The following is a 26715-nucleotide window of genomic DNA, read 5'->3' as shown; positions in this document are numbered from 1 at the left end:
CTCGCCTTAGGTCCCGACTAACCCAGAGTGGACGAACCTGGCTCTGGAACCCTTAGGGTTTCGGGGCATTGGATTCTCACCAATGTTTGCGCTACTCAAGCCGACATTCTCACTTCCGTCTCGTCCACAGCTGCTTGCCGCTACTGCTTCTTCCTACTACGGAACGCTCCCCTACCGATTAATGTTTAGTTAATCCCACAGCTTCGGTACATCGCTTAGCCCCGTTCATTTTCGGCGCAAGATCGCTTGACTAGTGAGCTATTACGCACTCTTTCAAGGGTGGCTGCTTCTAGGCAAACCTCCTAGTTGTCTAGGCAATCTCACCTCCTTTATCACTTAGCGATGATTTGGGGACCTTAGCTGGTGGTCTGGGCTGTTTCCCTCTTGACGATGAAGCTTATCCCCCACCGTCTCACTGGCAATGTGTCCATCGGGTATTCTGAGTTTGTCTCGATTTGGTACCGGTCTCCCAGCCCGCACCGAAACAGTGCTTTACCCCCCGACTATAATCATTACCGCTGCGCCTCAACACATTTCGGGGAGAACCAGCTAGCTCCTGGTTCGATTGGCATTTCACCCCTAACCACAACTCATCCGCCGATTTTTCAACATCGGTCGGTTCGGACCTCCACTTGGTGTTACCCAAGCTTCATCCTGGCCATGGTTAGATCACCAGGGTTCGGGTCTATAAACACTGATTATCGCCCTTTTCAGACTCGGTTTCCCTTTGGCTCCGACATTCTCGTCTTAACCTACCAGTGCCTATAAGTCGCCGGCTCATTCTTCAACAGGCACGCGGTCATCCGTTTAATCGGACTCCCACTGCTTGTAAGCTAATGGTTTCATGTTCTATTTCACTCCCCTTGCGGGGTTCTTTTCACCTTTCCCTCGCGGTACTGGTTCACTATCGGTCACACAGTAGTATTTAGCCTTACGAGATGGTCCTCGCTGATTCACATGGGATTCCTCGTGCCCCATGCTACTCGGGATTCAGCTACTATCCTTCAATTTTCGACTACAAGACTTTCACTTTCTCTGGTGCAGTATTTAGCTGCTTCGTCTAATCTCTAGATTCGATATCGCTGTCCCACTACCCCAGTCAGTAAACCAACTGGTTTAGGCTCTTCCCCTTTCGCTCACCACTACTCAGGGAATCTCTTTTGATTTCTCTTCCTCCAGCTACTAAGATGTTTCAGTTCGCTGGGTTGGCTCTTTCCTGTCTATATATTCAACAGGTAGTATTTAGGGTTGCCCCATTCGGACATCTCCGGCTCATAGTTTGCTTCCAACTCCCCGGAGTATTTCGTCGGTAACCACGTCCTTCTTCGCCTCTGTGTGCCTAGGTATCCACCATTAGCCCTTATTAGCTTGACCACTTTTTCATTGGCTTATCCTGCATTCACAGTTTGTCTGTGTCTGCCTGCTAATCTAATCGCGTTTTTATGCAGTTTTCAAGGTTCTGGCTAGGTTTTACCCAGCAGTCTAACTTCCGTTAGTTGCTGAATTCTTCCTTTCTGGCTTTTCGCTTTTTCATGTGGAGGTTAGCGGACTCGAACCGCTGACATCCTGCTTGCAAAGCAGGCGCTCTACCAACTGAGCTAAACCCCCCCAACACAATTCAAAATTCAAAATTCAAAATTAATTAGTTTATTGCTTTTGACTTTTGACTTTTGACTTGCTTCAGGTGGGCCATCCTGGACTCGAACCAGGGACCTCACCCTTATCAGGGGTGCGCTCTAACCACCTGAGCTAATAGCCCATTATCGAACCAAATCATAGTTTGAAAGCTTCGACACTATCTGCGACCGACCTAGAGTAGACCATCTGTTCATCTATTTGCTCTGTGCTTTCGATTCTCAGTTGGGTAGGTCTCCCTAAAAGGAGGTGATCCAGCCACACCTTCCGGTACGGCTACCTTGTTACGACTTCACCCCAGTCACCAGCACTGCCTTAGGCATCCTCCCCCACGAATGGTTGGAGTAATGACTTCGGGCGTTGCCAGCTTCCATGGTGTGACGGGCGGTGTGTACAAGGCCCGGGAACGAATTCACTGCAGTATGCTGACCTGCAATTACTAGCGATTCCTCCTTCACGCAGGCGAGTTGCAGCCTGCGATCTGAACTGAGCTACGGTTTACGGGATTTGCTTGCTATCGCTAGCTTGCTGCCCTCTGTCCGTAGCATTGTAGTACGTGTGTAGCCCAAGACGTAAGGGGCATGCTGACTTGACGTCATCCCCACCTTCCTCCGGTTTGTCACCGGCAGTCTCTCTAGAGTGCCCAACTTAATGCTGGCAACTAAAAACGAGGGTTGCGCTCGTTGCGGGACTTAACCCAACATCTCACGACACGAGCTGACGACAGCCATGCACCACCTGTGTTCGCGCTCCCTAAGGCACTCTTCCCTTTCAAGAAGATTCGCGACATGTCAAGTCTTGGTAAGGTTCTTCGCGTTGCATCGAATTAAACCACATACTCCACCGCTTGTGCGGGCCCCCGTCAATTCCTTTGAGTTTCACACTTGCGTGCGTACTCCCCAGGCGGGATACTTAACGCGTTGGCTCCGGCACGGCTCGGGTCGATACAAGCCACGCCTAGTATCCATCGTTTACGGCTAGGACTACTGGGGTATCTAATCCCATTCGCTCCCCTAGCTTTCGTCCCTCAGTGTCAGTTACGGCCTAGCAGAGCGCTTTCGCCACCGGTGTTCTTCCTGATCTCTACGCATTTCACCGCTACACCAGGAATTCCCTCTGCCCCGAACGTACTCTAGCTCTGTAGTTTCCACTGCCTTTACAAGGTTGAGCCTTGCTCTTTAACAGCAGACTTACAGTGCCACCTGCGGACGCTTTACGCCCAATCATTCCGGATAACGCTTGCATCCTCCGTATTACCGCGGCTGCTGGCACGGAGTTAGCCGATGCTTATTCCTCAGGTACCTTCACTTTCTTATTCCCTGAGAAAAGAGGTTTACAACCCAAGAGCCTTCCTCCCTCACGCGGTATTGCTCCGTCAGGCTTTCGCCCATTGCGGAAAATTCCCCACTGCTGCCTCCCGTAGGAGTCTGGGCCGTGTCTCAGTCCCAGTGTGGCTGATCATCCTCTCAGACCAGCTACTGATCGTCGCCTTGGTGCGCTCTTACCACACCAACTAGCTAATCAGACGCGAGCTCATCTCTAGGCAATAAATCTTTCACCTTTCGGCACATCCGGTATTAGCCACCGTTTCCAGTGGTTGTCCCCGACCTAGAGCTAGATTCTCACGCGTTACTCACCCGTCCGCCACTAAATCCGAAGATTCCGTTCGACTTGCATGTGTTAAGCATACCGCCAGCGTTCATCCTGAGCCAGGATCAAACTCTCCGTTTTGAATCGTTTGTTTTTAGCTCATTTTGACTGCTCTTTATCCACCTCAGCCTGGTGTTTTTTATTTTCTTGACGCAGGCTATTGTCGTATACTAGCTTTCAAACTATAATATTTTCAAGGTTCGGACACCCTCCGAGCGGCGCTTCGTCGCGCCCCTCTCTCAGGCACTTATCCAATATATCCAACCTACTCTCCCTTGTCAACTCTTTTCTCGAAAATTTTTTCGCCTTTTATTTGCTGTCGCTACAAAGCTTATGGGGTGGGGATTTTAGGCTATAGTATTCCTGAAAGTTGTTAGTAAAGTAATAGAGTCGTGAGTAAAGCTGGTGTTTTGCCGCCTTGGCTGGTGTTAGATCCGTTATTGCGTGGGTGGTTGTTGGAGGATGTTGGTAGGGGCGATCGCACTACGAATGGTCTGTTAGCCGCAGATGTTACTTTAGGATCAGCGAAGTGGATAGCGAAAGCACCAGGGGTAATAGCTGGCTTACCAGTTGCAGCAAGAGTATTTCAGCTTTTAAATGAAAAAGTTAGCTTTGTAACTACTATTGATGAAGGTGCGTTCTGTAAACCGGGACAGGTTGTGGCAGAAATTCATGGTTCGCTGGATGCCTTGTTGATGGGGGAACGGGTGGCTCTTAACTTGGCTATGGGATTGAGTGGCATTGCAACGCTAACCAATACATATGTAGAAAAAATTGCAGATTTACCTGCCCGCTTAGTCGATACGCGCAAAACTACACCGGGACTAAGACTTTTAGAAAAGTACGCGACTGCTGTGGGTGGGGCGACTAATCATCGGATGGGTTTGGATGATGCGGTGATGATTAAAGACAACCATATTGCGGCGGCTGGAGGAATTGGTGAAGCTATTACCCGTATCCGCGCTCAGATTCCTTATACGTTAACCATAGAAGTAGAGACGGAAACTATTGAGCAGGTAAAAGAGGCTTTGGAATATAAAGCTGACATTATTATGCTGGACAATATGCCTGTGGATTTGATGCGTCAGGCGGTGCAGTTGATTCGTCAGCAGGATAATGGTGTGAAAATTGAGGCTTCTGGGAATGTAACCTTGGAAACTATTCGCGCTGTGGCTGAGACTGGTGTTGATTATATTTCTAGTAGTGCGCCGATTACTCAGTCAAAGTGGTTGGACTTGAGTATGAAGATTGAATAATTATTGGGGCGATCGCCATAATTCCAATTTCGATAAGAAGGGTTGGGATTCTGACTAGATAAAAACAAGCTGAGAAGCCCAACCTTAGAAATCAACTTACAAACTAACCATTTACGATATAAGGCGAGTTAATCGCCGCTACACGATCAGCATCCACTAAAGCCTGATAAACTATCGCCACTACCTCTGCGCGTGTAGCGTCGCGGGTGGGGTTGAGTTGTTTGATGTTTGGGTAATTAACAATTATGCCTTTTTCTATAGCTTTTGCTACTTCGTCTTTGGCATAGTCAGGAATTTTAGCTTGATCATCAAATGCTCTGATGGTATTTGCAACGTTATTAGATAAGCCAAGTCCTAGTCCATTTACTAATGAGACTACCACTTGTACTCGTTGAATGTTGTCGTTGGGACGGAAGGTGTTATCAGGAAAACCAGCAAGAAATAGACCTTGATAGGCCTGCTGGATTACTTTAAATGCCCAGAAGTTATCTGCTACATCTTTAAATCTAATTACAGCCCGATTTGGTGATGGGTTGAAGGCTTTGACTAACAAGGCTGCATATTGCGCCCTTGTCATTGTCGCATCTGGTTTAAACGTGCCATCAGGAAAACCACTCACTATACCTTGTTGTACTAACTCTCGAATAAATGGTGCTGCCCAATGATTACCAATATCTTTTAAATTTATAGGTTTGGGTGTTGGAGTTGGGATTGGAGTTGGGGTTGGAGTTGGGGTTGGTGTCGGGGTTGGGGTTGGTGTCGGGGTTGGTGTTGGAGTTGGGGTTGGTGTTGGGATTGGTGTCGGGGTTGGTGTTGGGGTTGGGGTTGGGATTGGAGTTGGTGTTGGTGTCGGGGTTGGTGTTGGTGTCGGGGTTGGTGTTGGTGTCGGGGTTGGTGTCGGGGTTGGTGTTGGTGTTGGAACCTGACTGACTATGAACTCTACATTGCCTGAGACTTTAGTTGTGTCTATTTGATTACCTGTAGAAATCAACTTATTGGAACTAGCATTTTGCAAATCAAATTTGGCGTTATTGCGTAGGATATTACCTCCAGGGTTACTGGTATTACCAATATCCGGTATGGCATTACCAATGACTGTCAAACCATCATCAGTATTATTTTCAACGAGATTATTACGCAATATGGGACGGGAAGTACCAGAAACCACTATCCCTGAACGATTTTCGTAAATCTTGTTATCTATCAGCGTGGGTGATGCGGTATCGCTGACTGCGATGCCAAAGCCAGTTTTAAAGCAGATATTACCTTGAATTTGTCCTTTGGAGTTTTTAGCGATCGCTATTCCATTAGCGGCATTCTCTGTAAATACATTACCAATAATTACTGGGTTGGCATCACCTGTAGCAAACACTCCCTCACGTTTGCAGTTGATGAAGGTGGAATTAGCAACGGTAGGTGTAGTTGATTCTATCCAAGCACCACTGCCACGACTAGCCGGATTTGTGACAGTTACGCCTCGCAGTTCGGCGTTGTTCAGAAGTACAAAAGTGACATTTTGTCCCGCAAAAGTACGGCTGAGGTAGTTTCCACTACCTTCTATTAAAATATTGCTGCCTTTGCTGGTTTCGTTACCTACCACTTTGACGCTAGAGGGGATTGTGAGAGGAAAAACTTCACCACTTGCAGCATTGTAACTACCGTTTGCCAGTTGAATAGTTGTATCAGGAGAGGCAACTTTGAGGGCTTGGGTAATCGTCTTGAGTGGAGCTGTTTGGCTACCAGGATTTGCATCATTGCCTGTAGCTGGATTTACGTAAAAAGTTTGCGCCATATTTATACCGTTTAAAAATACATAGCCATCCTAGCGCTAACCTTGGAAATAGGTGGCGATCGCTAAAATTTGCAACAATGACTACTAAATAAGCCTGAGATATTCCAGAAAAGTCTTCATAAAACTAAGCGCCGCATGAGAATATCCACATAGGGTAATGGACGGAATAAACATTTGCATTCAACCTAGTTAATTAGTTAGGCTATTGATAATCCTGTTACTTGTTTAGGCGTGATATGGATTTTGAAAACAAAGCCACCGCCCCAACTCCTGATAATGTAGAATTTGCGCGATCGGATACAATTCGTAAGCCATTAGAAATTTTGTGCAGTACAGAGGCTTTACTGCGTCGCCCTACTGTTGCTACCCTGGCTCCACTATTACCTCCAAAACTGGGTAATGGTTTGCAAGTAGCATCTACAGTTGCAGACGAATCTTTAAAGGAACTGGCAGAAATTGATTTAGAAGAAATTAGCGATTTTGAATTGCGACCTGCCAGGATTTTTATTGGGTTAAGTTTCGTAGGTTTTGGTGCGTTGATAGTACTAGTACTGGTACTTTATTTGAATACTTTGCACCCAGAACTAAACACTGTTGAGCAGATTCGGCAATACTGGTATCAATACATTTGGTTTGTCAGCTTGGGTATAGCGGGGATGTTTCTTCTAGGTCGAGAAGCAATGCGTCCTCACCATGAAGGACAAAAAGTTAAGAAATAAGAAAAGTATCAGAGTAATTGCTGTCTTTGATATTACATAACAAAGATAATTTAGATTGGTAACTTGATTTTGATGAATCAGGATGCTTTTATTGTCACCCCAGGGTCAAAAATTTCTCTGCGAAAGGATTATGATCCTGCTTATCAAGACGGATATCACGAAAAAGCTGAAGCAGCCCAAAAATTACAGGCAAATATTCAACAATTAGCTCAGTATCAAGATATTCTCTATGCTCAAAATACCTATGCTGTGTTGATTATCTTTCAAGCAATGGATGCAGCTGGTAAAGATAGTACAATTAAACACGTAATGTCTGGTGTGAATCCCCAGGGGTTTCAGGTATTTAGTTTTAAAGCTCCTAGTGATGAAGAATTAGATCATGATTATCTGTGGCGTTCATCGAAATCGCTACCAGAACGGGGACGAATTGGCATATTCAACCGTTCTTATTATGAGGAATTACTAGTAGTTCGGGTACATCCAGAAATTCTGAACAAGCAACAACTTCCTCATAATCACAAAGAGAATCAGATATGGAAACAGCGTTTTGAGGAAATTAATAATTTTGAAAAATATTTAGTCAATAATGGAGTGATCATTCTTAAATTCTTTTTGAATGTTTCCAAATCTGAGCAAAAAAGGCGGTTTTTAGAACGAATTAAATATCCAGAAAAGAATTGGAAGTTTTCTGTAAATGATGTGCGGGAAAGGGCCTTCTGGGATGATTATATGCAGGCTTATGAAGAGGTTTTTCAGCATACGAGTACTGACTGGGCCCCTTGGTATATCGTCCCAGCCGATCGCAAATGGTTTACACGTCTTGTAGTGGCTGATATTATCTGTGCTAAGTTAAAGCAGCTGAATCTTAAGTATCCTACAGTTAGTGAAGAACATCGGCAAGAACTTTTAAAAGCTAAGTATATTTTAGAAAAGGAAGCTTAAATTAATTCAAAATTCCCAATAAGAAAGCTCAAGCATTTCTGCCTGAGCCATTATTAATTGCAATGAATGTGCTAAATCAATGTGTTAAGCTTCAAGCATCACATCAATCAAGCTTAGTAGCGATTGCGTCCACCGCCGCCACCATAGCCACCACGATTACCACCACCAAAAGAACCTCTATCTTCTTTTGGTTTAGCCTTGTTCACTTTGAGGTCACGTCCCATCCACTCAGCACCATCAAGTGCTTCAATGGCTGCTGTTTCTTCAGCATCTGAACCCATTTCCACAAAACCAAAGCCGCGCATCCGGCCTGTTTCACGATCAGTAGGTAGCTGAACACGTTTTACAGAACCATATTCTGCAAAAACCGCATTCAAACTATCTTCTGTAACGTCGTAAGAAAGATTGCCTACATAAACTGACATAGATTGTCTCCGAAATCATAGGTACGTAGAGATTTAGGTTTCGGAGAAAAGTCTGTAAATACCAAAAGGAAAAGCCCGTCAATACTAAAAACAAACGCGGTCGCCGAATTAACTCTCACTTTCTAGTATGGCACAGCAACCAACTATCGGGGGAGAGTTACAAAAACCGTTACATAAGTTTATAAAGGCGATCGATACTTAAATACCTGTGATTATTTATGGTTAATCTCATCTTAACTTCATAAACGGCCTTTAGTTCCTTTTTTACCGTTGTATATTTGCGGGGTAACTTGGCAACGCCCAAAATGTTATTCTTTCCTCCTTAGGTTCTTTTTGTATCATTTACGGATTCGAGCTTGATACTTTTGAAGTACTTTTTGGACACTTTAATTACTTATTGTTAGCAAATTGCTAATTTTTACACATAAATTCTAAAAAATGCTGATGAATTGGGAACAATTCCGGAAGGTCTACAGTACCCTTAGTGACTATTTAAGCGAAAGAGGATTAAACAATGCCAGAAACTAAATCAAAACTTCTAATTCCTGTTGTTGGCGCAGCTGTAGTCGTAGCGGGAAGTGTAGCTGCCTATATGTATCTTAAAGGGCCTTCTGGGGATAGTTCTGGTGCTTTAGGTAGCGCTAAACTAGTGCCTTCGACAGCATTAATGGCTACCTACATTACCACTGATCCACAAGCCTGGGAAAAGTTACAACAATTCGGCACACCTGAAGCACAAAAGTTAGTCGCTAAGGGGTTGGAAGATTTTAATAAAGAAATGTCGAAGGATGGCAACATTTCCTACGAAAAAGATATCAAACCTTGGGTTGGTGGGGTGATGCTGGCTGTGTTACCTCCCAATGCAGCGAAACCTGCTCAATTTAATGAACCTGCACCTGGAGCAAATCCACCGATCGCTCTACGCCAGGAACCACAGATTTTAATGGTAGTTGGGATTAAAGATAAACTGAGCGCGTTAAATTTTGCTAATAAATTAAAATCCCAAAAAGGGGTCAAATCCCAGGAAACTGACTATAAAGGTGAAAAAATTACACAAACTCAGGCTGAGACTGGAGCGTCAACATATAGTGCTGTTTTGAATAATAGCTACTTAGTGTTTTCTCCAGAAAGACCAATTGTAGAAAAAGCTATAGATACCTATAAAGGTCAACCATCCTTTGCGGCTAAAGAAGGAGCTAATAGTATTCTCAGCAAGGGTGTGGATGTAAAAAATTCCCTGGCTCAAGTCTACATTCCTGATTATCCGGGAATGGTGAGACAACTGATAGCCGCAAGTCCCCAAGGAAATCAGGTAAATCCCCAAACCTTGAAACAACTAGATCAAGTAAAATCGATGGCTGCGGGTGTGGGGGTGGATGATGCAGGGTTACGATTAAAAGCGATCGCTAATTTAGATCCCCAACTGAATAAATTCCAATATGAAAACTCTGAATCGAAAATATTAGGCCAATTTCCGGCTGAGACTTTTGCCCTCATCAGTGGACAAGGGATTAGTAAAGGGTGGTCAACAGTTGTTGAACAATCGAAAGATTATCCAGAATTTAAGCAAGCGCTCGAACAAGTACGCGCACAGACCAAACTAGTTAATCTCGACCTGGATAAAGACATTTTTGGCTGGATGGATCAAGAATTTGCTTTTGGTGCAATTCCCTCGAACCAAGGTGTATTAGCTAGTATTGGTTTTGGTGGCGCGTGGGTATTTGATACGAGCGATCGCAAAACCGCAGAAGCCACTTTGACAAAGCTGGATACTCTCGCTAAAACCCAACAAATCAACATCACTACCAGAAATATTGGTGGTAAAGACGTTACCGAATGGCAAATTCCCCAACAAGGAGCTTTATTCGCCCACGGTTGGTTGGACCAAGATACCGTATTTTTAGCAGTTGGCGGCCCTGTTGCGGAAGCTTTGGCAAGCGCCAAGAGTCAAACCCTAGACAACAGCGACAATTTTAAAGCCATTGCAGGTTCTTTACAAAAGCCTAACGGGGGTTACTTCTATTTAGATATGGACAGAACGATGACCTTATTCAATCGTTTTGCAACCCAAACACAGCAACCTATCCCTCCAGAAGCTAACGCGGTTCTCACTTCCATTCGTGGTTTGGGTATCACTGCTAATAGCCCCAATAAATCCCTGAGTCAAGTGGAGATGTTGTTAGCCCTCAAACCTAGTACAGCAAAGTAGCGATTTAAGATACCCGACTTCTTAGAGAAGTCGGGTATCTGGCGGTGATGTCAACTTTTAAGTTTTACCTTGGTTGAGTAGATTTGCATCCCGCAAGTATGTCATAAGTAAAAAAGGCTGTTCAATGCAAAGTGACTTATGACTGTTGCTGTAAACAAAGCTCCCGGTATAGCTTCTCGCTTGGTGAATGGCATACTGGCCATTAAGCCTCTAGCCAACCTCGCCAAGCACCAAGCTAGGCAAATGATGATTAAACGGGCCCAGAGAATTGGCGTACCTTGGATCAATGAAGTCAAGACATTACAAGCCCGTGACTGGACAGAAGATTTAGCTCAAGTACAAAATCCGCAAATCACCTACCCAGATTACTACCTGACTTCATTCCACGGCTACGATGAAGGAGATTTAAGTTGGCAAGCAGCTTTTGAACTGGAAGTTGCGGCGCGTACTGTCCATGCAGGAATTTGGCAGGATGGGAAAGCCGACGGTGACGCAAAACTGCGCCAAAGTTATCACGACATTCTCAAAGTCCGAGTTCCTCAACCGAGAGACATCCTCGACTTGGGTTGTAGCGTGGGTTTAAGTACATTTACCCTACAAGAAACTTATCCTCATGCTCAAGTTACAGGTTTGGATTTGTCTCCTTATTTTTTGGCTGTAGCTAAATATCGCGCCCAACAAAGTCAGGCTCAAATCAATTGGATTCATGCTACAGCTGAGTCTACAGGATTACCAGATAGAGCTTTTGATTTAGTTTCGCTTTTCTTGATTTGCCATGAATTACCCCAGTTAGCAACCCAAAAGATTTTCGCAGAGGTGCGGCGTATATTGCGTCCTGGTGGTCACATATCTATCATGGATATGAATCCGCAAGCAGAAGCTTACAAGAAAATGCCGCCCTACATTTTGACACTGCTCAAAAGCACTGAACCATACATGGATCAATATTTCGCTTTGGATATTGAGCAGACTTTAGTAGAGGCTGGTTTCCAAACTCCGACAATCACTAAAAATAGCCCTCGTCATCGCACAGTTATTGCTCAAGTGCGTGACTGATTTATTCCTGTTGCTGTGGGCGGTGATTCCACCATTAGTATTTTTGGGGTATTACTATTATCGTGTACCCCATGCCCCGCCTTTATCTCTGCTGTTGTGGTTATTTCTGTTGGGGGCAATATCCGGTTTTCTGGCCTTGGGCTTAGAATATGTTTTTGATTCTGTCGCCAACTGGGTATTAAACTGGCAAAGAATACAGCGATCGCTTTTTGGTATCGCTTTACGTCAACTGATAGCGATCGGCCCTATTGAGGAAGGTTGCAAGTTATTGACTGTAGTATTGGCAAACTATTATTTTCAACGTCGTTATCATCTCCCATCTAGTAGCATTTTTCTCTTTACCATTGCGGCCGCGTTAGGATTCACAGCAGAAGAAAACTGGATTTATCTTTATCATGGCACAGCAACCATTCTTGACCGGAGTATTGGCACACCAGTACACGCGATGTTTTCTGCTCCTTGGGGATACGCCTTAGGGCAATATCTTCATGCAACTGAGCGATTCAATCACTACAAAAATTTGTTAGTACGAGCCGGGATTAACTCGGTGATTTTTCACGCTCTCGTCAATGTACTTTCTAGTGCTTGGCGTTATTCACCACCTCTACGTTTCCTCAGCTATGGTTTCTTTCCGTTACTGGTGTGGATGTTTTGGCGTATGGAACAATTACTACGTCAAGTTACATCCCAGCGTCCCGTTCATTTAATATCTGGTCATACTTCCCTCCATCGTTACTGGCAAAGGGGTTTAGTATTATTTGCCCTGATGCTGGGCGGTAATGCTATTTTCGGGTTATTTATTTTAGCTAGAGCTATTAGTCCCTTGAGTCCAGCACAGATTTTTTCACCCGATTTTTTTTGGCTGATTATTAGCCGGTTTTTAACTAATTTAGCTTTCGGACTCCTGGCTTGGTTAATTTATTTATACTTAAGACATGGATCTAGCGATCGCCATTTCTAATAATATCTGCGGTAATTGGTGATGGTATAGCTGGGAACTGGGGATTGGGGATTGGGTGAAAAGTCTTGTTGTGTCTAGGTTGTACTGGCAACAGCCATAAAACACAACTACTACCCATGAGTCTAACTCCAGATAAATGGCAGAAAAAAGTAAAGTAGACTACCTGGCAATTCGTGGATTATTTTTTACCTTTAATAACCAACTAATTCCACCGCATCTCTGCCATCCCAATCTTGTAAATAAACTTTGACCACTTCTTCTTTCGCTGTGGGTAACTGCTTACCAACAAAATCTGGATGGATGGGGACTTCCCTATGACCCCTGTCAACCAACACCGCTAGACGAATTACTTCTGGCCTACCGTACTCGTTAACGGCATTTAAAGCTGCACGAATTGTCCGTCCTTTAAAGATGACATCATCTACCAAAACAACTGTTTTTCCAGTCAAGTCGAGCGTAATGCTGGTTTTAGCTGGCGTTCGTAAACCAATTTGGTCAAGGTCGTCCCGATAGAAGGTAATGTCTAAAGCTCCTACACCGACATTAATACCTTCTAGGGTTTCAATTTGACGTGCTAGTAGTTCCGCTAGTGGCACGCCCCTAGTGTAAATACCTAGTAGGACTAATTGAGATAAATCCCGTGTTCTTTCAACAATTTGAGATGCCAATCGCGTTAAAGTACGGCGGAGGTCTTCGGCGGAAAGAATTTCAACCACTTTGACAGGCGTAGCCATAGAACGATACCCCTGGGAATGAGTTAATAGGGAGTGGGGGAAGTTAGGAGTTGAGGTAGGGGGAAAGGGGGAAAATGTTTGAGCAAGTTTTCCTTTTGCTTCCCCTACTTCTTCTCCCGCATACCTTTAGCGTATCAGGAGTATAGCGATCGCCACACCTAGCCAGAGCAAAAAGCTATATCTAGTTAGTTGCAAAGCTGTTTGAATGTGTTGGGGGTTGATGGGAGAAGTGGGATCTCCTAAAAGCGGTTTTTGCTTGGCTATTCCACGATACCAATTTGTTCCCCCCATCTGCACACCCAAAATGGCTGCATAGGCGCATTCACTCCACCCTGAGTTGGGACTAGGATCATTAATTGCATCACGGCGGCAAATTCGCCACACATCCCCAGGCTTCCCTGATAATAATCCTAAAGTTATCACTGTCAAGCGACAAGGTACCCAAGTTAAGTAATCTTCTAGTCGCGCGCTGAACCATCCTAAATATGTATATGGTGCTTCTTTGTAACCCACCATCGAATCGAGGGTGCTGCTGGCTTTATATGCCAAAGCCAGAGGAACTGGCCCCACATGGGGAATGCAGATACCGACAATAGCGTAAAACAATGGAGCCATCACCCCATCTGTAGCATTCTCTGTAACTGTTTCTAAAACTGCTCGGAGGATTTCTGATTCTGGTAGGTTGTCTGTATCTCGACCAACATAATTACTCAAAATCCGCCGAGCTAGTGTTAAATCCCCTGCTTTTAAAGGTCGTAAAACATCAATAGCTGCTTTGCCTAGACTTTTTAAAGCAAAACAACTAGCTAACATGATACTTTCTAGTGCGATCGCCAAAACAGGATTTAGCCATCTCGTCATTTGCACGATTAACCAACCAACCCCACCGCTACCAACAATCAAAATTATTGCGAGAACAATCCCAGCTAGGCGTTGTGTTAGAGATTTTTGACACAGTTGCAGAAAAATTTTGCTCAACCACGAAATTACCCATCCCATAATTTGCACCGGATGAGGCCAACCCCAAGGATCACCTATTAAATAATCTAAAATTACAGCAACGATTAAGACATAGATGTTGTTGGTCATGAATGAAAGCAAATGTCAACCGACAACTGACGATTGTTAAACCACAAAATTTGCTTCTTCTCCAAGAGAAGCTTGCCAGCTACGAGCATCGTAATACAAATCTGCCAAAGTAATACTGTATAAAGCCTCTTTTAGTTTTTGGTTGAGTCTTTGCCAAAGGCTAAATGTTACCCAATCTTCTGTTTGTGCTGGGGTCGGAGTATGGCGGGGTAAATTAGTGATAGTTTCATCAACTGCCTCTAAAATTTGTCCTATGGATATTTTTGCTGGTTCTCGTGCTAGTTGATAGCCACCAATGCTACCTCGAATTGATTTGACTAAGCCAGCACGACGCATTTCTATTAGTAATTTTTCCAGGTATGGAGCTGGGATATCTTGACGTTTAGCGATCGCTTTCACAGATGCAGGGCCATAGCTAGGTTGCAAACTCAAGTCCAGCAAAGCCTTTACACTATAGTGTCCTCTGGTTGTTAGTTTCATTTTGTTAGTTGTCAGTTGTCAGTTGTCAGTTGTTTTTTCATCGCCAATGACCAATGACTAATGACTAAGGATCAGTTTTACTTATCATTTTTCTCCTTAACAATCAAGCCGACTAAGGAGACAACTTTTTACTCGACTTTAGAAAACTTAAATAAATATAGTTTAGCAGTGATTGATTAACTATATATAGTTATCCCGATTATCAAAATTAAATTGTCTTGCAAATATTGGTAATTGTGCAACAATTTTGCTTATGAGTGTAATATACTTGGCTAGGCTGAGATAAAAACTAAAGGATATTGTTCCTATTAGCTCAACGTCAGCTAAAATAAAATCGATTCAACTACTTAAACCCCTGATTTTTGACCTAAGTTGATGCCTAAACAGAAAAAAATAGAACCCCTAGTCGGTGAAGAACTGCTCAAAAAAGTCAAAGAGCTAGAGAACCTAAGCAAAGAAGAAAAAGCTAAACAGTGTGGCTACTATACCGTTACCAAAAATGGTATAGAGCGTGTCAATATGATGAAATTCTTGAACGCCCTAATTGATGCGGAAGGCATTCAGTTAGATAGCGCTCCTAATGCCAACGGACGTGGTGGACGGAGTGCTAGTTATAGAATTAGTGTGCAATCGAATGGCAACTTGTTGATTGGTTCAGCTTATACAAAACAGATGAACCTCAAGCCAGGAGATGAGTTTGTCATCACTTTAGGGAAAAAGCACATCCGTCTTAGACAAGTAGATGGCGAAGAAAGAGAAATCCTGGAAATCGCAGAAGCTACAGCATAATTAATAGTTAGTTGTCAGTTGTCAGTTGTCAGTTGTTGATTTTTTCACTGACCAATGACTGGTGACTACTAACCAAACGGTAAAGTGTCTGGCGTGTGACTGCCAAGTTACACGTTAATGCGATTTGCTCCTTATCTAGCAACCCTAGAATATGGTCATGGTTATCTCGTGCTACCACAGGTAACTGATGTAAACCTCTAACCTCCATGCGGTCTAAAGCCTCAGACAAAGGTTCATCACGCCAAGCATAGAGGATCTCTTTTGTACAGATATCGATGATGCTTTGATTGGTTAAATTACTTTGGATTTCACTTGCAGAATTCGGGTAATTTTGCCATAGAGAAAGGGTACGGTTGAGGTCTTCTAGGGAGATAATCCCAACTAGTTGTTCTGCGTCATCAATAACTAGAGCGCTGCGTGTGCGATCGCTGATCATTTCCCTAGCAGCTTCTAAAATGCCCAAAGTTGCAGGTAGCTTTTTTGGGCAAGCAAGCATAGCATCCTCTACTAAAATTTGCTGCAAAATTTCTACTTTTTGGTCTTTCGGAATTGAAAGACCAATTTGCTGTAAATTAGTATGAGAATTAGTATTGGGTTTAATCCTTTCTACTAGCCATACACTTAAGCCCACAGCCGCCATTAAAGGTAAAACAATTCGGTAATCACGGGTAAGTTCAAATAACATTAAAATTGAGGTTAATGGTGCTCTCACACTTCCAGCTAAAACAGCAGCCATACCCACCATTGCGTAAGCCGGAGGTGCTGCCATATATTCGCCAATTCCTGGCGCTATAAGGGTGAGAACCTTAGCATAAGCTGAACCCAATGAAGCACCTAAAAACATCGCCGGCGCAAACAAACCGCCAACAAAACCACTACCCGCACTAATGGCTGTCATCAGCAACTTTAAAACCAATAATATCAATAACAAATCCAGAGAAAATTTGACATCTTGCAGCATCGCTTGTACTGTGCCATAACCGATGCCCAAAATTTGCGGGAACTTTAAAGCTACTATGCCGATCATGAAACCCCCAATGATAGGGTGAATTGGCTGAGGAATTTTACCTAAAAATTGAAACCCAGGAATCGAACCGACAAAACAAGCTTTTCCCCAATTAATAGATTGTTTATAAGCTACAGAAACCAAACTAGCACCCAACCCCAACCCCAGATAAAGAGGCAGTTCCAAAGGGCTACGGACTTGGTAAACTGGTAAAGCAAAGGCAGGTTGCGCCCCTAAACCAATTTGTGCAATTAAAGCTGCTACGACCGCCGCCAACAGCACTACACTCACGGCGGAAGTGGCAAAAGATGTAGCCCCCATGACTACTTCTAAGGCAAAAAATACCCCAGCAATTGGCGCATTAAATCCGGCTGCCAAGCCAGCTGCCGCACCAGCACCTAAAAGTAAACGCTGACGTTCTTGTGAGACTTGTAATATTAAGGACAACAGCATTCCGAAATTAGCGCCAATTTCCACACTTGGGCCCTCTGGGCCCAAAGAAGCACCACTCCCCAAGGAAACGGCAGCCGCTAACATTTTCGTGACAGGACGCAATTGTCCTTTGATTTCGCTACCCTCAGAAGCGGCAATGAGTGAGGACAATCCAGGGCCAAAGTCTTGTGTGCGCCAGCGCATTAATCCAACTATTAGCCCTCCTAAAATGGGGACAAGAGCTAATGTCCAAGCGCCCCAAACACCTATTGCACCCATCAGATTTTCTAGCATCAGGTGGTGAATCAGCTCAATCAAATAGTGAAAAGTTACCACCCCCATACCGGTGCCACCGCCGATGAGTACGGCTAAAAACAACACGATAGTTTCTGGGGAAAGTTGAAATCGGTTAATGAGATGTGTGACTTGGGCGGAAGGTGTAGGAAAAGCAGATGGTTCTGTTACCTTCCTCAGCTCAGTGGGAGGCAGTAGAGTCATTGAAAGGCGAGGTAAATGTAAGAAAAAATGTAAATTTTTATTTGCTATTTCTTATTGTCAGTCATTATTTATCAACCAGACAAGTAAATTTGGTTTACCAAATTTACAATCTGTAGCTAAAAAAAATTTTGCTAAACCATATTTTTCTAGAGATAATGGTTAAATGAGAAAAGATGGATCAGAAAGTAACAATGGCAAATTACAAAGTGTAAGTAGCTGTCATGTAGTGCGTACACAAATCCAAGACGAAAGAGGGGTTACAGGTTTAGAGATTTTTACTTAGCAGGGACTAAATGCTTCGCTACCGTTAATAGGACTCAGTATGGGCTTAAGCCACGTTTGACTCACACAACTTTTTCAAGCTAGACGGTCATTTGATAGAGAACCTAAGGACGGAATGATGATAGACGTTGGACATTTATCCTTCTTATTCTCTCTCCCCTGGCTTCTATGGGATTTACCCTGACCCCTATTTTCCAGATGGTAATCCTCTTTCTTAAACGCAAGAGTATGATATGTACGCACTGAGTAGACGAGTGACAAATCAGCAAAAAACAAGAGACATATTTCCTTAAATCTAGCTATACTCGTGTTGCAACCATTAAGTCGTCCTTAGTAGAAATACAACCGTGTGAGTGGTTAAAGGATACTTTTATACTACACTGGCGTGTCTACTAAGTATTGCTGGGGAACTTAATATGGGTATTCTTAATATAGCGAGTAAATGGACTAGCGGACGAGGTAGATGAATACACACACCTTTGATAATCATTACGTTACTTGCCCAATTTGCCAAAGATACGCTAAGGCAAAACCAATCAAAAGTTATATAGGTTTATTTACTTGTCCGCATTGTCAGGAACGAGTCGTGGTCTGTCAAAGCGGCCATTATGTTCGTGACCCCTTCACGCTAAATCAGATCATGATCTGTTCCGCTCTACGTCGTCAAAGTAGTCCCATAGCTAGAATTATAAGAGATTTTATCCTTTTTAAGCGTCCTTTGGTAGCTTTAGCTGTGGGAAGTGCTATTTTCTTGGGGATGATGACTATCACTCAACAAGAGACAAATTATAATCAGCAATTACTGCCAGGAACTGAGGAGGTTAAGTAGGGACTTTTAAGAGGCAGGGCAGCAGGGGGCAAAGGGCAGGGAGAAATAAGTTTGGTAGGGTGCGTCAGTATGAATAATTTATGATTATATTTAGGTTCTATCGCACTGACGCACACTACATTTTGCATATTTTTTTACCTGGAAGTCCTTAACTCTAACATCACTTAGCACTTTTTTTACAATCGATTGGTTTCTTTGGTAATTAATTGCCAGCCTTCAGTTTTATCGAGTATCTGAACGGAGTCTAATTGCAGGCGTTGGAAATCTGATGAACTGATGAGTAGATATGGTTGTCTGTCGTAGTGCCAATGATGTTTTAGTTCTTCGGCAGAGGCGGGAATAATATGGCGATCGCTATAAAAATCCAATGATGGGCGATGATAGGGAAAAGATGTATAAATCTTTTTTGCAGCTGGATTTACTTTCTCTATCATTGCCGCTACAGGTTTTACTGGGTAAGCTTGCCATAATTCCCAAACCCAGTAGTTAGATTTCATCAACAGCAGCAGGGAAATATAACTACCCCAAAACAATATTTTGAGAAATTGTCCGTCGCCTCGTTCTGCTAAAATCGCTCCCATAATCATCGTCAAAGCGACTGCGGCAAAAATTAGCTGTAAGTCAGTTTTGGCAGCTATTCCCCAACTAAAGTGAATGCTAGCAGCTGAAGCTACCACGGCTAAGATTGACAAACCAGCGACCCAAGCGCGGGGATAGGATGATAATAAAGGTAAGTTTTCTATTTCTGCTAACTGTGCGCCAAAAGCTAAGGCTAGGCTTGGGTAAATGGGGAATATGTACCAAGCAAGTTTCACGCTCATGAGAGAAATGAGTAGCAAATAAACTATGCTCCATACAAGTATGAGTCTTGCCCAGCTAAGATTGCGATTTTCCCAAAGTAACTTGGTTGTTTGTGGTAAGAAGATTAACCAAGGCCAAGTCCACTTGAGGAGTTCAACTATGTAAAACCAAGATGGTTGAGCATTCTTGTGGTTAACTATACCCGCTTGTTGTAGGGATTGAAGAAGTAAGCCATTCTGGACAAAATCATTGCCATAGTGTAGTAGTTGAGCGCTATACCAACCAGCTACAGGCAAAATTCCAATGGCGATCGCTATCCATAGATAATAACTGGTAAGTAGTCTTGGTGTATCCCAAAACAAAAACACAAGGACGACTGCACCTAATAAAAAGCCGGATAGTCCTTGGGTGAGACAAATTAATCCTAAACTTAAACCTATGCCGAGACAGTAACGTAAATCTCGACGCGATCGCAACACACACAGCATCATCACCAACAAGAAACTCACCACAGCCCCTTCTAACATTGCCAAGCGCCCATAACGGACTACTGGCAACATTGTTAAGTAGATTAAGGCACTATAAATCGCTGCCCAGCGTTGACGAAATATCTCTCTACCAAGACAATATAGTAATGGTACTGATAAGGCAGTTAAAATTGCCCCAGGTAAGCGTGTCGTCCATTCATTCACACCTCCTAAATGGTAAGCCCCTGCAATCACTATGTGCATGAGAGGCGGTGTATCGTGATAAGGTTGCCCTCTGAGGGTGGGATATAGCCAACGTATGGAATTGGCCGATTCTTGTGTTATTTCCCTAGCAATTTGGGCTATAGTTCCCTCGTCCCAATCTTGCAGGGGTAATCCTCCTAAGTTAACGCTGAATAATAGTAATGCTGCAATTAACAACACTACCAGCCATAAGCGATCAATCCATTTATCAACTGCACGGTGCTGTCTTTCCAGATGACCCCAAATAAAGCTTCCTTCCTGCATATTCTATGATAATCATTTTACTTGTTGGTTTGATTACATAGAGATCAAAGTGAATCTCTAATGTGCCACCCAGTAACAACTTGTTTACTGAATAAATACTAAATTCCCAGGTTAGCTCAATTTTCTCTGAGCAGCGATAATTTTTTTGGGAAATTTCCCTAAATTTTGCTTCAATTTATTTAATAATTTCTGTCATTTTAAAATGATACAAACTTTTGGTAAAAATGGTGACTAGAGTCAGGGTATAGGAAAGAAAAACTCTTGAGTGTTGAGTGTTGACTGACTAAAAAATAAAAATTACTTGTAAATCCCAGTGTTGATTTTGACGAATAATTTCAATTTGCCGGATAAATTCTCGCAAGTAAAATCTGCGCTCGGATTCTGATAAATCTAACCAAAATTGAGGTATAGAAACTGCCTGAGCAACAGATAGCAAATTTACCGGAGGAAGGGTTGCTAATTTTGCTTGTAGTGTAGAAATTTCTGTACGGAGTTTGTAAGTTCTTAACTTGGCTGTTTCTGTGTCTAAAATACCAGTTTCTACCAGATTAGGTAATTGTTGCAGTATATTTTGTTGATGAGCGATCGCTGCTTTTAAACTATTCTTAACATTATCCAATTGGGGAAAATTCATCCCTGCTACCGCCAAAGGTAATTCACTGCAAACCTTGGTAATTGTCTGTGCCAAAATCTCTTGGTAAGGAATAGCCCGACACTTGGGGCTTTGGGGACACTTGATGGGACGTAAATAAAGATACTCTTTATCTTGATGGCGTTGGGTGACACGGGTAACTGTCATGTGTGACTGACACTGCTGACAAACAACCAACCCAGCTAGAGAACGGGGGGCGCTAGCACTGCGGGAAGGTAAGCGGCTATTGCGGCGTAGAAGTCGGTCAACTTGGGCAGCTTCGTCTCTAGAAATAATGGGAATATGAGTATCAGAGATAATTTCCCGATTTTGATAAGCGGTGTCCCCACGATAAACAGGATTAGTTAACCAACGCTTACCAGTGGTGACTGAGATTTTCTTGCCGTATTTTTTAGCTAAATAACGAACTGCACCACGCAGAGAACTATAGAGTAAAAAGTTATCAAAAAAATCCTTCACGACTGGGGAAGTACTGCGGTCGAGAATATATTTATCTTTACCTCTGCGATAGCCATAAGGTGCTTTACCGGGAGGTGGTGCAGCATCCAGACGATTACGGGCGTGTCCTTGACGAATGCGACGACTACGATGTTGGCGTTGAATTTCCTGTAACAATCTCAGCAAATCAGCCCGCAGATGAGAAGTTTCTGAATTGTAGGCTTGTTCTATAGCGATGATGCCTATACTCATCGCTTCTAACTGATTAAGGCGATCGCTTACCTCCTCTAAATTATCCCCCAATTCTTCCAAACGCCTCACAATTAAATAATCACAAGATTCAGCTTGACAATCAGTAAATAATTGCTGCAATTCTGAGCGCTGTCCTAAATCCGCATACACCCGTTCCACCTCCCACTCCCAATTAATCTGCACAGGAGAGGTTTCTAGTAGAGGGTCAGTGTAAGTGTAGGCGATAATTTTCATTAGTTAGTTGTCAGTTGTCAGTTGTCAGTTGTCAATTGTCAGTTGTCAGTTGACCGTTAACAATCACTGCTGACTCAATTCGATAATATTCCCATCTGGGTCTTGGGTGAAAAGGGCGGGACGACCGGAGGCGCTTGGTTGAATGGGGTAGTTTTTGTTAATTAACTCTTGCTTGGCTGCTTCTAAATCGGTGACAGAAAAAGCAATATGGGGATTACGTCCCCATTTTTCGTTGGGGTTGTCTGTGGGTACATCTGACGCAACGATGAGATGAATTTGATAGTTACCGACTTGATACCATATACCTGTATATTTTAATAAGCGGTCAATTTTGGACAATCCCAACACTTGACTATAGAACTGTTCCGAGCGTTCTAAGTCAGTCACGAGAATAGCTGTATGAAGACCTTGGGTAATCTGCATTATTGGTAATGAGCGATGGCGTTCTGTCCACCGTAAGTAATGGCTTTTCATCTTCTATCCTACAGACAATTACCCAATCCCCAATCCAAGGCAAAAGTCAAAAGAAAAAATATTGTACCTTTTTACTTTTTAGATCAATTCATGATTGCAATACATCATTGGGTGAAGACGCGATTAATCGCGTCTCTACAGATGGTTTATTTGTCGCATTCTGTTTTCAAATTGGTATGACTTTTTTCTCCCCAACCCTAAGTTGTATACTCAGCATTAATCTTCACGTAGTCGTAACTTAAATCGCATCCCCAAGCTTTGCCAGTGCCGTGACCATTACCCACATTGACGGAAATTAAGACGGTATCTTGTTGAAGATAAGCACCTGTAGCAGCTTGTTTTAAATACGCACTGGCGGCGGCGCGGTCAAAGGGGAGGGGTTGACCATTGTCTAAGAGTAAAAAATCTCCTAGCTGAATTTGCAGGTTTTCCTGCTCGAAGGGAACACCTGCGCGTCCGGCGGCGGCGGCGATGCGCCCCCAATTTGGGTCACGACCGAAGATTGCAGACTTCACTAATGATGAACCAGCAATAGTTTTGGCGATTTGTCTAGCTGCTTGTTCATCATGCGCGCCTGTAACTTGCACTTCTATAAGACAAGTTGCACCTTCACCATCACGAGTGATCGCCTTGGCTAAATGCTGGCATACTGCTGTTAGCATGGCCTCTAATTTTTCTGATTCTGCACCTACTTCAGTAATTGCTGGGGTGCGAGATTGTCCATTGGCTAGGGCAATTAAACTATCATTGGTGCTGGTATCTCCATCTACTGTAATGGAATTGAAGCTTCTATCGGCTGCCCTAGTTAACATCTGTTGCCAAAGATGAGGGGAAACTGCGGCATCACAGGTAACAAAAGCCAACATTGTCGCCATGTTGGGATGAATCATCCCTGAACCTTTGGCGATACCACCAATGCGGACTGGGCGATCTCCTATAGTGGTTTCTAAGGCAATAGATTTTGTGACCAAATCTGTAGTGATAATTGCCCCGGCGGCTGCATCTGAGCCTGCATCAGTAAGGGATGCTACAAGTTTAGGAATACCGTTGCGTAAGGCATCCATTTTAATTCGTTGACCAATTACCCCAGTGGAAGCCAACAGAATTGATTCGGGGGAAATATTTAACTCTTTTGCTAACAAATCGGCGCTTTCTTCTGCATCCTTAATACCTTGACTACCTGTAGCGGCGTTGGCTTGTCCAGCATTGCAGAGGATGGCGCGGGCGCTTTGCTTGGCTTGTAAACGTTGGCGACAGTAGTCTACACAAGCAGCTTTTACTTGACTGGTTGTGAATACACCAGCTGCGATCGCTTCTACGTCTGATACTATCAAAGCTAAATCTGGCAACCCCGAAGGTTTGAGTCCTGCTGTAATTCCCGCCGCCCGATAACCTTTTGGTGCTGTAATTCCACCAGTAATTTCCTGCCAGTCTGCCATCTTTATTTTTACCCTTACAACTAAACTTAGTGGCTTGACTGGCGATTATATCAATTCGCAATTTGTAATTTGTAATTCGTAATTCCTAATTTGTAATTCTTGACATGAGGTAAGCTGATACGCACCTAGATCAAATTTTCTTGCGTCAGGGCTGTCCATAGTCAAGAGTCCAGAGTCAAAGGCTAGCTTGGACTTTGGACTTTTGACAACCTGAGTGCGAAATATACAATTTAAATGCGTAACAGCTTATTACTTCTTTTCCCTGCTTCCCAATCAAGTAAAAAAGGAGAGCCACTTGGGCAGCTCTCCAGATCATCAGGGTGCATCTACTTAGCACAGTATATCACTTTTGCCCTGAGGAGTAATACCCATTATTTATTTTTTGTATAAAGATTATTAAGAAATTTCACGGACAGTATTGAACTTAAAAAATCATACAAAGTTCCCGAAAAGGCAGGGGAGGCAGGGGGAGAAATTACTTTAAGATTTTCGCCCAATCCCCAATCCCCACTTTGAGATAAACTGACATTTATACAATGGGCAGTAGAAGACTTTTACAAAAAGAGATAATATTAATCTTCTGGAAGGAAAAGTCGCAAAAAGAGGGACTAAAGTTTAAACACATTCCTTCTTTAACTTTCCCACTTATGAAAATCTTCAATATCCAATCCTTAGCGAAAAACTTTTAAATCCTGTGACTTTGAGCTTGTCTGTTGCTAAATCTCATCGCCAACCCTGGCCCGGACTGATAGAAGCCTATCGTGAGTACTTACCTGTCAGTGAACAAACGCCAGTTGTAACTTTGTTGGAAGGTAACACTCCTTTAATTCCGGTGCCAGCGATCGCAGAACGTATCGGTAGACAAGTAAGTGTGTTCGTGAAATACGATGGTCTCAACCCCACTGGCAGCTTCAAGGACAGGGGGATGACTATGGCGATTTCCAAAGCGAAGGAAGCTGGAGCCAAAGCGGTTATTTGTGCGAGTACAGGCAATACCTCAGCCGCAGCCGCAGCCTATGCCCGTCGTGGCGGAATGAAGGCTTTTGTACTGATTCCCGATGGTTATGTGGCTTTGGGTAAGCTGGCGCAAGCACTTCTTTATGGTGCAGAAGTATTGGCAATTAAAGGCAACTTTGATAGAGCCTTAGAAATTGTCCGCGAGATGGCGGAAACCTATCCCATCACCCTGGTGAATTCAGTCAATCCCTATCGCTTGGAAGGTCAAAAAACAGGAGCCTTTGAGGTTGTCGATGCTTTGGGTAATGCCCCAGACTGGTTGTGCATCCCAGTTGGTAACGCGGGAAATATCACAGCATATTGGATGGGTTTTTGTCAATATCATCAAGCAGGGAAATGCGATCGCCTACCCCAGATGATGGGCTTTCAAGCCGCAGGTGCAGCTCCCTTGGTAAATGGCCAGCCTGTATCCCATCCCGAAACCATCGCTACCGCCATTCGCATCGGTAACCCCGCGAGTTGGGATAAAGCGATCGCCGCCCAATCAGCCAGTCAAGGAAGTTTTAACGCCGTTACTGATGAAGAAATTCTCGACGCATACCGATTATTGGCATCATCAGAAGGCATTTTCTGCGAACCCGCCAGCGCTGCTTCCGTCGCCGGCTTATTAAAAGTCAAAGACCAAGTACCCACAGGCGCAACAGTAGTATGTGTCCTCACAGGTAACGGTCTTAAAGACCCGGACACAGCAATTAAACACAGTCACAGCCAATTTAAACAAGGCCTTGAGGCAGATTTAAAAGATGTAGCCAAGGCAATGGGATTTTAAGAGTTTTGAGACGCGATTAATCGCGTCTGTACAATTGTCATTACTCATTCTCGTTACTTCCCCTGCTCCTCTGCTCCCCTGCTCCCTCTGCTCCCCTACACCCCTACTCTCCACCCCGTCCTCGTTCCTTTGCCAAACTATCAATTGCATCACCCAAAGCAGTAGTTAAACTTTTGCGGGTTTGGGCGTGGTTTTCTTGTTCTGTTTTCAAGGCTTGGCGTAGGCGATCGCGTTCTTTGATCACTTCAACTAGTTTGGCTTTCAAATCCTCCACAGTGCGGATTTGTGCCAACTCCTGCTGTACGCCGACGCTAGTTGTCGCATCGGGTAATGTTTGCCCGTCAATTCCCTTGAGTTGTTGAATCTCGGCTTTGAGGGAGGTGATCGTTTGGCGAAAGAAATCCGTATCTGTGCGGCGTTGTTCTGCTTCTGTGTTGTAGAGTTTACGCCACTTTTCAGCACTTTCCCAAGCAGCATCGCGTTCTTGCTGCTGTTCTATTAGCTGCTGCTTGAGTGTTTGGATTTCTGTTAGCCACTGTTGTGTTAGGTGTGGGCCAATTTCACTACTTTCAGCCATTTATTTACCTGCTTCTCCTATTTTTGGACTGTATAAAGGCAATTATTCTTTAAATAAGCAGTTTTAGTTAGTACATTCATAAAACAAACAAAGTATAACTGCTTCTCTGTATAAAACAAGTGTGAGCCGAAATGCACAACTTCCGCGTTGCACATTTTGGCTCAGTACTGTGTCAATACAACGTAAAGACAGATAAGGCAGTTAAGCAACTTAGCATAACCAGTTTTACGGTAGATGCGATCGCCAGTCAAATCTGGCACATTATTTAAGGAAACTTATCTGC

General features: G+C 43.6%; 22 protein-coding genes, 2 tRNA genes and 2 rRNA genes (1 of these 26 cut by a window edge). 10 read left to right on the top strand and 16 right to left on the bottom strand.

Features of this window, described 5'->3' with window-relative positions; all coding sequences use genetic code 11:
- The 4 genes from GSQ19_RS21480 to GSQ19_RS21465 form a co-directional block, all read right to left on the bottom strand.
- Positions 1-1374, bottom strand: a 23S ribosomal RNA gene (locus GSQ19_RS21480) (it extends 1456 nt beyond the left edge of the window).
- A 161-nt stretch (positions 1375-1535) separates the two neighbouring features.
- Positions 1536-1608, bottom strand: a tRNA-Ala gene (locus tag GSQ19_RS21475).
- A gap of 77 nt (positions 1609-1685) precedes the next feature.
- Positions 1686-1759 (bottom strand) — tRNA-Ile (locus GSQ19_RS21470).
- A gap of 118 nt (positions 1760-1877) precedes the next feature.
- Positions 1878-3366 (bottom strand): 16S ribosomal RNA (locus tag GSQ19_RS21465).
- Together the 16S and 23S rRNA genes with 2 tRNA genes alongside form the textbook arrangement of a ribosomal RNA operon.
- Before the next feature lie 311 nt (positions 3367-3677).
- Between GSQ19_RS21465 and nadC the strand changes: the two genes are divergently transcribed.
- Positions 3678-4541 (top strand): carboxylating nicotinate-nucleotide diphosphorylase, encoded by an 864-nt coding sequence (gene nadC, locus GSQ19_RS21460; RefSeq protein WP_011319871.1) that lies wholly within the window; start codon positions 3678-3680, stop codon positions 4539-4541.
- 103 nt (positions 4542-4644) lie between these two features.
- Here nadC and GSQ19_RS21455 read toward each other — a convergent pair whose 3' ends face one another.
- Positions 4645-6333, bottom strand: a complete 1689-nt coding sequence (locus tag GSQ19_RS21455) for a DUF1565 domain-containing protein (RefSeq protein WP_159368358.1) — start codon at positions 6331-6333, stop codon at positions 4645-4647.
- A gap of 236 nt (positions 6334-6569) precedes the next feature.
- On the opposite strand from GSQ19_RS21455, the gene GSQ19_RS21450 reads away from it, so the two are divergent.
- Together GSQ19_RS21450 and GSQ19_RS21445 are read left to right on the top strand one after the other, a co-directional pair.
- Positions 6570-7052 (top strand): hypothetical protein, encoded by a 483-nt coding sequence (locus GSQ19_RS21450; RefSeq protein WP_011319869.1) that lies wholly within the window; start codon positions 6570-6572, stop codon positions 7050-7052.
- Positions 7053-7124: 72 nt separating this feature from the next.
- Positions 7125-7994, top strand: a complete 870-nt coding sequence (locus GSQ19_RS21445) for a polyphosphate kinase 2 family protein (RefSeq protein WP_011319868.1) — start codon at positions 7125-7127, stop codon at positions 7992-7994.
- A 113-nt stretch (positions 7995-8107) separates the two neighbouring features.
- Here the strand turns inward: GSQ19_RS21445 and rbp are convergent, their stop codons facing one another.
- Positions 8108-8419, bottom strand: coding sequence for an RNA-binding regulator (rbp, locus tag GSQ19_RS21440; RefSeq protein ID WP_010996245.1), 312 nt, complete (start codon positions 8417-8419; stop codon positions 8108-8110).
- 514 nt (positions 8420-8933) lie between these two features.
- Here rbp and GSQ19_RS21435 point away from each other — a divergent pair.
- From GSQ19_RS21435 to GSQ19_RS21425, 3 genes are all read left to right on the top strand, one after another.
- Complete coding sequence (locus GSQ19_RS21435) at positions 8934-10628, top strand: DUF3352 domain-containing protein (protein WP_011319867.1); 1695 nt, start codon at positions 8934-8936, stop codon at positions 10626-10628.
- A gap of 138 nt (positions 10629-10766) precedes the next feature.
- On the top strand, positions 10767-11684 hold the full coding sequence (locus GSQ19_RS21430; RefSeq protein WP_011319866.1) for a class I SAM-dependent methyltransferase: 918 nt from the start codon (positions 10767-10769) through the stop codon (positions 11682-11684).
- Positions 11677-12645, top strand: coding sequence for a PrsW family glutamic-type intramembrane protease (locus GSQ19_RS21425; protein ID WP_011319865.1), 969 nt, complete (start codon positions 11677-11679; stop codon positions 12643-12645). Before GSQ19_RS21430 ends, GSQ19_RS21425 begins: the two co-directional genes overlap by 8 nt.
- Here GSQ19_RS21425 and GSQ19_RS21420 read toward each other — a convergent pair.
- The 4 genes from GSQ19_RS21420 to GSQ19_RS21405 all read right to left on the bottom strand — a co-directional run bounded on the left by GSQ19_RS21420 (position 12626) and on the right by GSQ19_RS21405 (position 14948).
- A complete protein-coding gene (locus GSQ19_RS21420; protein WP_153228392.1) occupies positions 12626-12763 on the bottom strand; it encodes a hypothetical protein in 138 nt (45 codons plus the stop codon). The genes GSQ19_RS21425 and GSQ19_RS21420 overlap by 20 nt on opposite strands.
- A 73-nt stretch (positions 12764-12836) precedes the next feature.
- Positions 12837-13379 (bottom strand): bifunctional pyr operon transcriptional regulator/uracil phosphoribosyltransferase PyrR, encoded by a 543-nt coding sequence (gene pyrR, locus GSQ19_RS21415; protein WP_011319864.1) that lies wholly within the window; start codon positions 13377-13379, stop codon positions 12837-12839.
- A 126-nt stretch (positions 13380-13505) separates the two neighbouring features.
- Positions 13506-14468: an adenosylcobinamide-phosphate synthase CbiB gene (gene cbiB, locus GSQ19_RS21410; protein WP_011319863.1), complete on the bottom strand. Its 963-nt coding sequence runs from the start codon at positions 14466-14468 to the stop codon at positions 13506-13508.
- Positions 14469-14504: 36 nt separating this feature from the next.
- Positions 14505-14948 (bottom strand): Rrf2 family transcriptional regulator, encoded by a 444-nt coding sequence (locus tag GSQ19_RS21405; protein WP_011319862.1) that lies wholly within the window; start codon positions 14946-14948, stop codon positions 14505-14507.
- A gap of 375 nt (positions 14949-15323) precedes the next feature.
- On the opposite strand from GSQ19_RS21405, the gene GSQ19_RS21400 reads away from it, so the two are divergent.
- A complete protein-coding gene (locus tag GSQ19_RS21400) occupies positions 15324-15737 on the top strand; it encodes an AbrB family transcriptional regulator (protein ID WP_010996238.1) in 414 nt (137 codons plus the stop codon).
- Positions 15738-15765: 28 nt separating this feature from the next.
- Here the strand turns inward: GSQ19_RS21400 and GSQ19_RS21395 are convergent, their stop codons facing one another.
- On the bottom strand, positions 15766-17673 hold the full coding sequence (locus GSQ19_RS21395) for a chloride channel protein (RefSeq protein WP_041456251.1): 1908 nt from the start codon (positions 17671-17673) through the stop codon (positions 15766-15768).
- Between the two features lie 745 nt (positions 17674-18418).
- Between GSQ19_RS21395 and GSQ19_RS21385 the strand changes: the two genes are divergently transcribed.
- Positions 18419-18784 carry a hypothetical protein gene (locus GSQ19_RS21385; RefSeq protein ID WP_011319859.1) on the top strand — a complete coding sequence of 122 codons (366 nt, stop codon included), beginning with the start codon at positions 18419-18421 and terminating at the stop codon, positions 18782-18784.
- Between the two features lie 176 nt (positions 18785-18960).
- Here GSQ19_RS21385 and GSQ19_RS21380 read toward each other — a convergent pair whose 3' ends face one another.
- The 4 genes from GSQ19_RS21380 to argJ all read right to left on the bottom strand — a co-directional run bounded on the left by GSQ19_RS21380 (position 18961) and on the right by argJ (position 24069).
- Complete coding sequence (locus tag GSQ19_RS21380; protein WP_011319858.1) at positions 18961-20580, bottom strand: ArnT family glycosyltransferase; 1620 nt, start codon at positions 20578-20580, stop codon at positions 18961-18963.
- A gap of 283 nt (positions 20581-20863) precedes the next feature.
- A complete protein-coding gene (locus GSQ19_RS21375; RefSeq protein ID WP_011319857.1) occupies positions 20864-22156 on the bottom strand; it encodes a recombinase family protein in 1293 nt (430 codons plus the stop codon).
- 63 nt (positions 22157-22219) lie between these two features.
- On the bottom strand, positions 22220-22579 hold the full coding sequence (locus GSQ19_RS21370; protein WP_185478847.1) for a VOC family protein: 360 nt from the start codon (positions 22577-22579) through the stop codon (positions 22220-22222).
- 248 nt (positions 22580-22827) lie between these two features.
- On the bottom strand, positions 22828-24069 hold the full coding sequence (gene argJ / locus GSQ19_RS21365) for a bifunctional ornithine acetyltransferase/N-acetylglutamate synthase (protein WP_011319855.1): 1242 nt from the start codon (positions 24067-24069) through the stop codon (positions 22828-22830).
- Between the two features lie 694 nt (positions 24070-24763).
- On the opposite strand from argJ, the gene thrC reads away from it, so the two are divergent.
- Positions 24764-25855 (top strand): threonine synthase, encoded by a 1092-nt coding sequence (gene thrC / locus GSQ19_RS21360; protein WP_011319854.1) that lies wholly within the window; start codon positions 24764-24766, stop codon positions 25853-25855.
- A gap of 103 nt (positions 25856-25958) precedes the next feature.
- Here the strand turns inward: thrC and GSQ19_RS21355 are convergent, their stop codons facing one another.
- The gene (locus tag GSQ19_RS21355; RefSeq protein WP_011319853.1) at positions 25959-26432 is read right to left on the bottom strand and encodes a hypothetical protein; all 474 of its coding nucleotides are present in this window, start codon (positions 26430-26432) and stop codon (positions 25959-25961) included.
- A 131-nt stretch (positions 26433-26563) separates the two neighbouring features.
- Between GSQ19_RS21355 and GSQ19_RS21350 the strand changes: the two genes are divergently transcribed.
- Positions 26564-26701, top strand: coding sequence for a hypothetical protein (locus tag GSQ19_RS21350; protein WP_153228393.1), 138 nt, complete (start codon positions 26564-26566; stop codon positions 26699-26701).
- Positions 26702-26715: the final 14 nt, after the last annotated feature.

It is taken from the genome of Trichormus variabilis 0441 (genome assembly GCF_009856605.1).
Taxonomy (GTDB): domain Bacteria; phylum Cyanobacteriota; class Cyanobacteriia; order Cyanobacteriales; family Nostocaceae; genus Trichormus; species Trichormus variabilis.
Note: the sequence above shows the minus strand (reverse complement) of the source record. Positions and strands in the feature narration are given on the sequence as shown.